The organism is Komagataeibacter saccharivorans (assembly GCF_003207825.1).
GTDB classification, from domain to species: Bacteria; Pseudomonadota; Alphaproteobacteria; order Acetobacterales; family Acetobacteraceae; genus Komagataeibacter; species Komagataeibacter saccharivorans.
Window position 1 is genome coordinate 1 of sequence record NZ_NKTY01000097.1, and the last position, 795, is coordinate 795.

Here is a 795-nt window from a genome sequence, read left to right on the forward strand (position 1 = left end):
TCCCACTGGTCATCGCGTAAACTATAGCGCCGCATCTGTCTGTCTCCCTCAAAACGGGAAAACAGTCAGCACACGCAGACACAAAGTACAACCCTCACAGGCCACATTCAGAGCTTAACTGACGACACGCCGTAGATATAGTTTCGATATTGATATTAACTGATCTGGACCTTGCTACAAAATCATGATTCTCCCAAGGAATGCTATGTCATAAACCATGCCGCGGATCACCCCGTGCGACATGCAAAGCCCGCCCTCACCGGCAGGCTTTTTTGTCTGCATTTCAGGATAGGCCATGCCGAATATCAGCCAGCATCCGGCTCTGACCTTTGTCATGAGCGAACAACAGCTTGTCAGTATTGTCAGATGCTACCTGCCAAGTCGGAAAACCATCAACCGGGCTGAGGGACTGGCCACGATTGGCTTAGGGATTGCATAAATGGCCGGGGCCACAGGCCTGCTGGCGGCCCCTGAACCGTTGCTCAGCAAAGTGGGCGGCATTGCCCTTGCCGCCCACGGCATTGACATGATGGCCGCCGGACTACGTGTATGGAATACAGGCATCTCAAATCCGGACCGAACGCGCGGTCCACGCCGCAGTCCTAAGTGCCCTTTTGGAAATTCGATATGATGGCTTTTCAAGCGGGTTTATGCGTGATTCGAACTCAGGATGTGGACGCCAGAACAACGAGGCCAAATGGCCAACATTACGCGCAAGACGAAACGCTATCCATCTGATCTGACCGATGAGGAATGGGAGCGCATAGCCCCCCTGATGCCGCCTGCGAACCGGCG

The 795-nt window shown here is 54.0% G+C and carries 2 protein-coding genes; both read left to right on the forward strand.

Features of this window, described 5'->3' with window-relative positions:
- Nucleotides 1–295: 295 nt before the first annotated feature.
- Entirely contained in the window at nt 296–439 is a 144-nt protein-coding gene (locus CFR79_RS16315; protein WP_258373665.1) for a hypothetical protein, read from the forward strand.
- 231 nt (nt 440–670) lie between these two features.
- Nucleotides 671–795, forward strand: a 125-nt coding sequence (locus CFR79_RS15530; protein ID WP_146220170.1) for a transposase, incomplete at its 3' end; no start/stop codon positions are given.

Excerpts from the sequence above, each read along its gene's own strand:
- CFR79_RS16315 (WP_258373665.1), top strand. The coding sequence starts at position 296 with ATGCCGAATATCAGCCAGCATCCGGCTCTGACCTTTGTCATGAGCGAA.